Source organism: Ignicoccus islandicus DSM 13165, from assembly GCF_001481685.1.
Lineage (GTDB): Archaea > Thermoproteota > Thermoprotei_A > Sulfolobales > Ignicoccaceae > Ignicoccus > Ignicoccus islandicus.
In genome coordinates, this window is record NZ_CP006867.1 from 455,358 (window position 1) to 465,855 (window position 10,498).

At 45.4% G+C, this 10,498-nt stretch carries 9 protein-coding genes; 3 read left to right on the top strand and 6 right to left on the bottom strand.

The window, feature by feature from the left end; translation table 11 throughout:
- Window positions 1-5: 5 nt before the first annotated feature.
- The 3 genes from iorA to EYM_RS02560 are packed head-to-tail and all read right to left on the bottom strand — an operon-like array spanning window position 6 to window position 3,471.
- Window positions 6-1,934: an indolepyruvate ferredoxin oxidoreductase subunit alpha gene (iorA, locus tag EYM_RS02550; protein ID WP_217221091.1), complete on the bottom strand. Its 1,929-nt coding sequence runs from the start codon at window positions 1,932-1,934 to the stop codon at window positions 6-8.
- Window positions 1,935-1,982: 48 nt separating this feature from the next.
- Complete coding sequence (gene hxlB, locus EYM_RS02555) at window positions 1,983-2,585, bottom strand: 6-phospho-3-hexuloisomerase (RefSeq protein WP_075050585.1); 603 nt, start codon at window positions 2,583-2,585, stop codon at window positions 1,983-1,985.
- Window positions 2,586-2,631: 46 nt separating this feature from the next.
- Complete coding sequence (locus EYM_RS02560) at window positions 2,632-3,471, bottom strand: TIM barrel protein (protein WP_075050586.1); 840 nt, start codon at window positions 3,469-3,471, stop codon at window positions 2,632-2,634.
- Between the two features lie 114 nt (window positions 3,472-3,585).
- On the opposite strand from EYM_RS02560, the gene EYM_RS02565 reads away from it, so the two are divergent.
- Window positions 3,586-3,939: a cupin domain-containing protein gene (locus EYM_RS02565; RefSeq protein ID WP_075049539.1), complete on the top strand. Its 354-nt coding sequence runs from the start codon at window positions 3,586-3,588 to the stop codon at window positions 3,937-3,939.
- Here the strand turns inward: EYM_RS02565 and EYM_RS02570 are convergent.
- Entirely contained in the window at window positions 3,916-4,797 is an 882-nt protein-coding gene (locus EYM_RS02570) for a geranylgeranylglycerol-phosphate geranylgeranyltransferase (protein ID WP_168050169.1), read from the bottom strand. The genes EYM_RS02565 and EYM_RS02570 overlap by 24 nt on opposite strands.
- A gap of 86 nt (window positions 4,798-4,883) precedes the next feature.
- Between EYM_RS02570 and EYM_RS02575 the strand changes: the two genes are divergently transcribed.
- Window positions 4,884-5,162 carry a hypothetical protein gene (locus EYM_RS02575; protein ID WP_075049540.1) on the top strand — a complete coding sequence of 93 codons (279 nt, stop codon included), beginning with the start codon at window positions 4,884-4,886 and terminating at the stop codon, window positions 5,160-5,162.
- Complete coding sequence (locus EYM_RS02580; RefSeq protein ID WP_075049541.1) at window positions 5,119-6,210, top strand: (Fe-S)-binding protein; 1,092 nt, start codon at window positions 5,119-5,121, stop codon at window positions 6,208-6,210. The genes EYM_RS02575 and EYM_RS02580 overlap by 44 nt, the downstream gene beginning before the upstream one ends.
- Window positions 6,211-6,249: 39 nt before the next feature.
- Here the strand turns inward: EYM_RS02580 and EYM_RS02585 are convergent, their stop codons facing one another.
- Window positions 6,250-8,892 (bottom strand): ATP-dependent helicase, encoded by a 2,643-nt coding sequence (locus EYM_RS02585; protein WP_075049542.1) that lies wholly within the window; start codon window positions 8,890-8,892, stop codon window positions 6,250-6,252.
- A gap of 50 nt (window positions 8,893-8,942) precedes the next feature.
- Window positions 8,943-10,436: a hypothetical protein gene (locus EYM_RS02590; RefSeq protein WP_075049543.1), complete on the bottom strand. Its 1,494-nt coding sequence runs from the start codon at window positions 10,434-10,436 to the stop codon at window positions 8,943-8,945.
- Window positions 10,437-10,498 lie beyond the last annotated feature (62 nt).

Consider the following 10,498-nt stretch of genomic DNA (forward strand, 5'->3'; position numbering starts at 1 on the left):
GACGATCACCTCGGTTTAGCTGTTCTGAGCAGTTGATCCCATCTTTCGTTCTTAAAAGTTGGAACGAAGGCGCCGAATGGGCACACTTGTTCGCATTGACCGCAACCTATACACAACGACGGATCGATCCAAGCCTTTCCGTCTTCCTTCTTCAATATGGCCGGGCAATTGAAAGCAGTATAGCAAATTCCGCAAGCAGTACATTTGCTTTCATCTACGACGTACTTAGGTACGTCTACGCCGCTCCTACGGGCCTCCGCTAATGCAACTAGAGCGCAAGCTCCCCGCGCCACTACCACAGCCGGTTTTCTATGCTCAAGAACGTACTTTAATGCTTTTTCCGTACCTTCTTCGGAGTTCCTGATATCGAAGGCATCGACGACCTCAACCTCCTCGACGCCAATTCCTCTAATTACTCCCTCAATATCTATTCTCTTCCTCTCCCTCTTTCCAACGAAGCCTCCTATTCCCGGATGCGGCTGGTGTCCAGTCATTGCTGTAGTGAAGTTATCCAGAATTATTACTAGTAAAGGAATCTGGTTGTAAACCACGTTTATCAGAGACTCCACTCCGCTATGGAAGAACGTGGAGTCGCCTATTATCGAAACAACGACCGTCTTTGGGTCGCCTTCGAAGGCCTTAGCTATACCTCCTCCAGCAGAAATGCTCGCGCCCATGTCTAATATGATGTCTTGTACTTCAAACGGTGGCGAGATCCCTAAGCTGTAACACCCAATGTCACCGCTGTATATGGGGTTCACCCTATTCCTATTAATAACCCTTTTAAGAGCATAGAAGTACGACCTGTAGGGACATCCAGCACAGAGAACTGGGGGTCTGGGAGGTATATTAAGCTGAATAATTTCCGTCCGTCGTTTCTCTACTTTAATGTTAAGAACTCTACCTATGAGTTCCCTTACTTCCGATAAATCTAGCTCACCGTAAACTCTAAGACTACCGTCCATCTTACCGTAGACTCTAGCGTTAGAGTCCCTTGCTTGAAGGTGTGATCTTATCTGCCCCTCAACGACTGGTTCACCTTCTTCAATTACTATTATCTCATCGTATTCTGTGAGCTTCTCCAAGAACTTGCTCGGCATTGGAACGGGCGTACTCACTCCGAAGACAGTTACGTCCGCCTCAAGTTCTTTGATGGCCTCTTTAGCGTACCTGTATCCGATACCGGATGCAACTACTGCTACTGAACCACTCATTTCAATAGTATTAAGCGGAAAGTCTGAGAACTCCTTCCTTATTTTCTCCCAGTCTTCAAGGAGCCTTATCCTGTGTTCCCTAGCAAACTCGGGGACCAAAGTGTATCTCTTCGGGTTCTTTTGGAAGAAAGGCACGTTCTCATGTTTCCTCAAGGAACCTAAACTAATAGGTACTCTAGTGTGAGCGATCCTAGTAGTTATTCTGAGTAAGATCGGTCTCTTAAATCTAGCACTCCAATCTAGCGATAGCTTGGCCGCTTCCTTTGCTTCTTGAGCACCTCTCGGTTCTATTACGGGAACGTAAGCGTGAACGCCATATATTCTATTGTCTTGTTCGTTCTGGCTGCTCCACATCCACGGATCGTCCGCTGAGACTACTACCAACGCACCTTCTATTCCCAAATAAGCTATACTGAAGAAGGGGTCGGCTGCAACGTTCAACCCTACGTGTTTCATCCCACTGAACGCCCTCAGACCCACTAGGGCAGCGCCGGCCGCTGACTCCAAGGCAACCTTCTCGTTAACGCTCCACTCAACGTAAGGCCAGCCTAACTTCGAAGAGGCGTATTCAAGTGCCTCAGTTATCTCGGTCGAGGGCGTACCCGGATAAGAAGCTGCGTATTGTAGACCTGCTTCCAGGAAGCCCCTCGCAATTGCCGCATTTCCTAGCATTACCTTAGTGCGTCCAGCCTCCTCTATTACCTCTTGATACTTAGGCACAAGAAGTACACCAGAACTTAAGGATGTAATTTGATAATAAAGCTTGCCTTAGAGCTCTATATTTGCATGAGCCTCCTTTAAGTCTTCTTCGGTCTTTCCTAATCTGTGCATAAGCTCTACCACTACGCTATCTAAGAACGCTTGGGTGGTTATCTCAAATAGCGTACCCAATGGAGCTAAAGGTTCGTGAATACCTAAGATCTGACGTGAGAAGTAATCTTGAGAAACGCTTACCTTCGTTCTGCCCGGTATTTCCACAATCACGTCGGCTAACTGACCAAGCGGAGAGTTGGGATAGCTCGTAAGAGCCACTAGCTTCGCTCCCACATGCTTCGCCGTCTCGGCAGCCGCAACCACTAGCTTCGTGGTTCCAGAACCCGAAATGGCTATTACGACGTCCCCTTTCTTTACGCTCGGAACAATTGTATCGCCTAGTACGTAGGCGTTGTAACCTAGGTGCATAAGTCTCATAGCGAACGCTCTAGCCACTAGACCGCTTCTACCGGCTCCCATAACTAGTACTTTAGACCACTTATTGTTGTAAGTGGAAACTAGCAAGTTTATGAATTCTTCAACTTGATGTTCCTTCAAGTACTTAGAGGCGAAGTAGATGAAGTTCGCGATTTCCTCCATAGTCTTATATACATACATCAATTGAGAGTCCCCTCCCGACCGATCGAAGAATCTTTTATAACCATTAGTTCGAATTTAGTTCATACCACTTCCTCTTCAACATCATTGCGTCCTCTTCCAGATTGGGCGACTCACATATTAGAACCCCCTTAACGTTGAAGTCTTTCAATGCTCTTAATACATCAATCCAAGCCATATCGGATTCTAGTAGGTTCAAGTGAGTTCCGTGTCTATCGAGTTTTATTCCAGATAAGTGAATATGCATATTGTCTAACGCCTTTCTACCTAATTCCTTCTCGAGCTTCTCGAGTATTTTCGCGAAGTCTTCGTAGGTGTTCCAATTTTCTCTATACCTCAAGTGGGCGAAGTCTATGCAAGGAAGTACCTTCTCAAACTCAAGTGAAAGTGCGATTACCTCGTCCAAGCTACCGAACTTCGACTTCATCTCCATAGTCTCAGGGCGAATCCAAACATCAACGCCCTCGCTGTCCAACGTTTCAACTATTTCCTTAAGTGCGTCCCTTATTATTGAGTAAACTGTTGACGGAGGTCTTTTCATGTACCAGCCTGGGTGAAAAACTACGCTCCATCCTCCGGCAGCGTGTAGCACTCTTGCCGATTGCAAAACGTATTCTATACTCTTCCTCCTCTTTTCCTCCTCCTTTGCAGCCAAATTAACGTAATAGGGCGCGTGGGCTGTCAGAACTACGTCCAGTTCCCTAGCTACCCTACCGGCCTCTCTAGCCTTATCAATACTCAATCTCACGCCTCTAACGAACTCCAATTCCATGGCGTCTAAGCCGAGTTGCGCGACCGTCTTTATACCTTCTATTACGTTCTTCCTCTTAGTGACATTAGGTATTCCAGCGGGACCAAACCTCAACCTGTCTATTTGAAAAGGCATTGTCGGCAACCGGAACTTCCCCTAAGGGAATTAAACAAAATCTTATGCTTTCGATGTTTAAGGTGCAATTATTAATTCGATTAATTAGACCCTTTAAGGAAGGGTGTGAAAGGAATGGTTTGTAATGAAAAGGTTATCAATTGGAAGGACGTGAATCCCGAGCAAGTACCCGAAGACAAGGCTAAGGGAACAACAATAAGGTGGATTTTCAAACATGGGGAGACACCTACTTTCCTAATGAGAATATTTGAAGTAGAACCTGGAGGGGAAATTTACGATCACTCACACCCATGGGAACACGAGATATTCATTCTGAGCGGTAAGGGAGTTATAAGAATAGACGGGAGGGAATACGAAGTTAAAGAGGGGGACGCCATTTACATTCCTCCATGTAAGACTCATTACTATAAGAACACGGGAGACGACGTGCTCCGATTTATCTGTTTAATACCTAAAGAAGGCAAGTGATAGCAGTCTATCGAGGAGTATAGCCATTATGCCTAGGAACATAGCTATCTTCGTGATTCTCCTAGCCTTAGCTGCTTCCGAGATGGGGTCGTTACTTCTCAGCACCTTTACGATACTAAATATGGACAATAACGCGCCCGTTGACGTCAATGCTAAGAATATCGTTCCTAATCGAGTCCACATATAGCTGAGAGCTATTAAGGGGATACATGAGACTGTGAGCAGCAACGCTGCTAAGGCGGCTTTCTTAGGTCCCATTAAAACCGCTAAGGTTTTAACCGAGTTCTCTTTATCACCATAGTAATCTTCAATACCCTTAACTACTTCTCGAGCTAGTGTGAGCGTAAACGTCAAGACTACTACGGGAATTATATAGAAAATTTCATCTAATTTTCCGAGTTTCTCAAGCACTGCCAATGCGCCATAGAAAATAGTTGCCGATGTAGAGAACGCTACAGTTAGGTTTCCTATGAAGCCTTTCCTCTTGAGAGTCTTTGAATAATGGTACATTAAGACGGCATTAGCGATCGCGAATGCCGTGGTAATTGGGCCGACTACTAATGGAAGTAAGGATCCGATTACGAATAGTAATAGGGCTGAATTATAAGCGGCTTGAGGACTTATCCTCCCGGAAGGTAGAGGTCTCTCGGGCTTGTTTATTCTGTCTATCTCAACGTCGAAATAATCGTTTATTGCGTAACCAGCCGCTGCTATTGAGACAGCTGAAGCTATTGCAACAATAACTTGAAGATTAAGTTCGGTGCCCACTAGAAGAGCTCCAGCCAACACTCCCAGCGCCGTGCCCAGCAAATTGTGAACTCTGAAGAGCTCACCGTAGGCCTTCACCTTCTCGATCAAAATTCATCCATGCAATTCACTGCTGAAAGATTTTAAACGAATACTTTCGATGCCGTTAGACAAGAGTTTAACCCCGAATCGATTGTATGAGAACCTTGAGAGTAATCGAGTTTAAGAGGAATGGGTTCACCTTTACAATAGCAGGAGACGTATTAATAGTCTCGATTAGATTGAGTTTCGATGAAATAGCAATTTATCGAGGTCCATGGAGGGACCTCGAGCCACCACCGGATTGGGTAAGGGAGTTCTGGGAAGGACTTAAGCACCTCGAGCTTCAACGTTATTCAGCTAACCGGCTGATTAAGGGATGGGATGGAGTGAGTGCTCTTCGAACTAACCAAGCTCCTATACAAACTGAGCTATAAATCGTGTACTAAGTGCGATCAATGCGCTGAACAGTGTCCTTGGTACCCCGCCTTTAAGCCTAGTGAAAGAGTAAAAGGAGAACTAGAAGCGGTAATGCATTGCACTATGTGTGGTAGATGCGTACTAGCTTGTCCCCTAAGCGTACCAGTACACAAAAGGGTCTACGATTTGAGGGTCGAAGAAAATATTCTAGATAAAGAGTTAATAGAAATAAGAGAAAAATCTGAGGCCATCGGACATACGTTCGGAGTCAAGTGGTCTCCCGTCGTAAATAGGCTCAAGAACATGGGATACCGTGTTGATGAACCGGCCGAGTGGCTGTTCGTTCCATCGGCCTTCGACTCGTTACCCCAGTCATTTAACGATCTACTCTCTGAAGTATGGTTACTCGAAAAGCTAGGTTACGATTTCACCCTCAGTTCCGTGATAGCAGAAGGGTTTGGAAACTTCATTTTCGATATGGCCGATATAGATTACTTCAAGAAGAAGGCGAAGCTACTATCAAAAATCGTTCGAGAGCTAGGGGTAAAGGGAATAATAATAGGGGAGTGTGGGGCCGACTACAAGGTCTGGCCTAGGTTACATTTATATATAGGTGAGAAAATCGATTTCGAAACGTTATTGTTTCCTCAAGCGATATATAGGAAGTTAGAGAAAGTGAGACCCGTCAGGAAGGTAAAGGGAATTGTTTCCTATCACGACCCTTGCGGACTGAGTAGGTACAACTTCGTGATCGATGAGCCAAGAGCAATACTTAAGAAAGTGTGTGAGAACTTCGTCGAAAGACCTCCTAAAGGGAAGAGACAGACGTGTTGCGGAGGCGGTGGAGGAGTATCTTTTTCGAGGAGGCTCGTTAACGATGCAATAAAGTTTATAGGTCCAAAGAAGGTCGAACAATTTAAAGGGGTAGATATAGTAGTTACTTCTTGTGCCAAGTGTAAGAGCATGCTCATGACTTACTCCCTCAGACTCAAAGGAGGGTTTAGAGTTCACAGGTTAAGTTACGTCGTGGCTTGGAGCATGGGATTAGAGGTTCCTCGGCCGTAATTAGTTAAAACTATATCGGTGAGAGATTACCTTCGTAGTTTAAGTGTAGAGACCCTCGGAGTCATCCTCTCCGCTCATCGATCCCCTCGCATAGCTCACCCTCTCCTCATAGGATCGGGAACTTATCTTCATTAAGACCATCTCTCGGAGCCTCTGTAGGAGCTTTCTCTTGTCCTCCATTAAAACTACGTCGCTATAGGAATTAGCAACTATCACGTGCGCAAAGGGGCTTGGTACGTCTAGTGGACCAACGACCTCGATCTTCACTTCGCCCGAATGTATCCTCCTAACCGTCTCCTCAGCCGCGTCGATATTCATGTAGTCTTCGAGAATTTCCCTGAGCGTTTCCTTGTAAACGGGAAAGTCCTTTATTTCCCTTACGACCTTAATGAGATGCTGTGCAGAGAGTTGTAGTCTCTCCGGACTCTTTTCCCTTCCCATGTACCTTTTCAGTATCATGAAGGAACGTTGAGCGCTATGTCTAAATCTCCTCTTGAAGAGCTCAGTTCTTTCCACGGCCTCTTCAACTAATTTCCTCAAGTTCTCTGGCGTAACCGCCGTCACTATTTGCATTGGGTCTAAAGATATATCGCCGGGAACGGTGAGCATGAAGCCGTAATCTGTAACAGTGACGCTGACGTTAGTACCAGTAATTCGCCCTAACGCATAGGCATACGCCCTAGATAAAGCATCTATTCCTCTCCTACCTATTAAGTAATGGAAAATATAGTTCGTTCTCTCTGGCTCCTTCCATATCTCTATTAAATAAGTTGAGTCGCCCGGAACCACCCCTACGTAGCTCAGTTGCTCCCTTACGTATTCGAGGAGGGCCTTGGCAGCGTGGGGTTCCAGGTAATATTCTCTAATTAATTCTTCTTCGGTCATATTGGGTAACTTCTCCCTGAACTTAGCCATCTCTCTAGCTGAGTCGTAAGCTAAAGGTAGCATTTCGCTAAACCAAGCGGGAACAGTTGGTCTTTCGCTGGGCGCGGGTTCAACGAATATCTTCATACCGTTTGAATAAAGATACTTGTACGTCTTTCCGCTTAAGACGAACACGTCGCCGGGAACGAGGTTCTGTACAAATAGCTCCTCTACGTGTCCGAGGAGCCTCTTGGATTTCGCTTCGTAGACCTTTACCTTACTTTCATCTGGTATAGTTCCCGCGTTCATCATGAATATCATTCTGGCTTGACGCTTCCTCTGGAGGACGTTCCTCTCCTTATCCCAGTAAAGCTTCGCGTAAACCTTCTCATCTTCTAGATTATATTCGCCCGCCAAGTATTTAATTACCGAGATGAAGTCGTTCCACTCCAACTCCCAATATGGATAAGCCCTCTTAGTGATTTCAAAGGCCTTTTCAAGCTCTATCTCACCATGTTCTATTGTAAGAGCAACTATGTGTTGGGCTAAGACGTCCAAGGGATTTCTCGGGATCCTAACTCTGTCTATCTTTCTCTCTAGGGCTAACTTAACCAGAACGGTGTTTTCCATGAGATCGTCTCTGTCGACTACAATTACCCTCCCCTTGGAAACCGCGTCTATCCTGTGTCCAGCTCTACCAACCCTCTGAAGGAGTCTGCTGACGCTTTTCGGGCTCGAAAGCAATACCACTAAGTCTACGTGGCCGATGTCTATACCCATTTCCAATGAGGTAGAGGTTACCACTACCTTCAATTCGCCTCTCTTCAACTTCTCCTCAACTTCCAATCTGACCTCTCGAGAGAGGGAAGAGTGATGTGCCTCTACCTTGTCTCCTAAACCTTCCTTCTCGAGGACTTGCTTGAGCTTAAACGCGACTTTCTCCGTTGAGTGTCTAGTATTCGTGAAAACTATTACGCTTCTATGTTCCTTAACTAATTGAGCTAACTTCTCATATATAGCTCTGTTCAATTCGTCCGCGGAAGCGTTAACTATGTCTTCTACGGGACAAATTACCCTTAGGTCTATGGGCTTGGCGAAGCGAGCGTCTACTATCCACACGTCCCTATCTTTCCCTACAAGGAACTTGGCAACGGTCTCCAAAGGGTGAATTGTAGCTGAGAGCCCTATCCTAGTGAACTCTCCCGCCTTTAAGGCCAATCTCTCTAAAGTCAAGCTTAAGTGAGTACCTCTTTTACTAGAGGCCATTTCGTGGATTTCATCTACTATAACGAATTCTACCCCAGATAGCTTCTCGCTGAACTTCGTAGACGCAAGAGATATTGCCAAACTCTCAGGCGTGGTAATGAGAATGTGAGGAGGTTTCCTTAATTGCTTCTGCTTCTCAGATGGAGGAGTGTCGCTTGACCTTATGCCTATTCTGATCTCTTGGGCTTCTATTCCCATTTCCCTCATTACTTGGGAAATGCCTTCCAATGGTTCCAAGAGGTTCCTCTTCATATCGTTGCCTAGTGCCCTAAGTGGGGAAACGTAAACCACATACACCTTATCCTCTAACTTTCCCTTAACGGCCTTTTCAAGCAAGTAATCTAATATACCTAGGAAAGCAGCTAAGGTCTTCCCAGTCCCGGTAGGGGAGGATATTAGGACGTTCTCATTTCTCTTTATTAGGCTTATGGCGCCTCTCTGAGGCGGGCTGAGTTCCTTGAACTTCCTTCTAAACCATTCCCTAACGTAAGGCTGGAGGGAATTGAGTACTTCTTCGCTGGAGGGGAGTTCCTCCAGGACTCTTACTGACATTTGAGACCCGAGCTAGTAAACGCCCGAAAGTTACACTAAAAATTAGACCTCTATTTGTGAAGACAATCGTAAGATAGGTACGTCTTGCTAGAAGTTTGCGTTCCATGACCCATTAGTCCTCCGACCTTCGGCACGATGACGACTGAATAGCATATTTTATCGCCGTAATCCTTGACGAGCATGGTTAGGCTAGTTCCTTCAACTGGAACCTTTCCTATGAGTAGCTCTATCCCGCCGACGTTACTATTTAATACCACGTCGTTTGACGTTAAGTTTCCTAGAGCTAATACGTGGTACTTCTTACCGTTAATTTCAACTACGCCTTGAATCCACGCGTAGCTCTGAGAGAGCATTCCTAATGGTATTTCCTTCTTCCAACCGTCATTACCTACGAACAGTAACGTGAATCCCTTGGGACCTAACGCTATCAAACTTACTGAATTTATGTACCCCTTACCTTCGAAGTCGCCCATTCCTAGTAAGCTGTATAGCCCTGGAACGACTGCCGTTACGTTCTTCTTAGTAATCATATCAACGAGATTCAAAAGGAACGCGTGCAAGTCTTGAGTAGCTCTCTGTATATAGAGTAAGTAAGGCTCGCTTACGCCGAATTCCTTTTCTAGGAACATTGGACCTTGAGTCGTTATTTGGAGCGAGGGTATTTGCAAGCTCATCTTAGTTTCTCCTTGCTTCCCCTTGTACCAGTAATGGATAACGGGTATTCCGGAGGTGGCGTACATGCCTATGCATCCGTCTCCGTTCATTGCGTCTGGTAGTACGTTAGCCGCACTAACGTTACCGAAGTCAAAGAAGTACTCGGAGACCTTCTTACCTCCATCGCTCATATTGTAGTAAGCACACGAACCATAGGTATCGTTGCCCTCTTTCCAAGTCTTCACGTTCCAAGCGTATACTTTCCCTTCCTTCACGTAATACGACAACATGCCGGACGCGTTTAGCTCGTAAAGCTTCTCTAGTTTACTTCCATAGAGAGCATATAGGGTGTTATTTATTTGAACGAGGAGCTTGCCATTGTAAGTCTGATAGCTCATGCTTCTAGGATCCATTATTGGTATCATTTCAGAAGTTAAATCGATGGAACCTATGGCCTTACCTCCCTTGTACGTTATCAATTTGTTTGCGCCGGTATTAGTCTTCAAGACTAAGAAGAAGGTCCCGTCCTCGTCAGGAGGCGTTAGGGGAGATGCTAACGTAACGTTTTCAAGCTCTTCGAATTCCTTCAACTTCAATCTTAAGACGATCTCCTTAACCTTGGTTTGACCTTGTACTTTCGTTAGGGGTTGCATTGATCCTTGTTCCACGCTCTTTGTGAGTTCTTCAGTAGTTGCAGTTGCAGTGTGAGCAGTGGTCGTAGTTGTCTGGGTATTAGTTGTTGTTTGAACCGATCCGGTAGCTTTCGAGTGACCTCCAAGGAGTAAGATGCCTATCCCTATTATCGCTATAACTACTATCACTACTGAAACTATCATTAGCAACTTGTTTCCTTTCTGAAGTTTCTCAATGTTTATTTTCTCGTTGCTCAAAGCGTAAATTCACCCCCATGAGGCGTAAACCCATATCACGGCATTTTAACTATCATGAGATC

Bases quoted from the DNA above. Each gene is read 5' to 3' on its own strand.
- EYM_RS02575 (WP_075049540.1), top strand. From the start codon at position 4,884: ATGAGAACCTTGAGAGTAATCGAGTTTAAGAGGAATGGGTTCACCTTT.
- hxlB (WP_075050585.1), bottom strand. From the start codon at position 2,585: ATGTATGTATATAAGACTATGGAGGAAATCGCGAACTTCATCTACTTC.
- EYM_RS02560 (WP_075050586.1), bottom strand. From the start codon at position 3,471: ATGCCTTTTCAAATAGACAGGTTGAGGTTTGGTCCCGCTGGAATACCT.
- EYM_RS02585 (WP_075049542.1), bottom strand. From the start codon at position 8,892: ATGTCAGTAAGAGTCCTGGAGGAACTCCCCTCCAGCGAAGAAGTACTC.
- EYM_RS02565 (WP_075049539.1), top strand. From the start codon at position 3,586: ATGGTTTGTAATGAAAAGGTTATCAATTGGAAGGACGTGAATCCCGAG.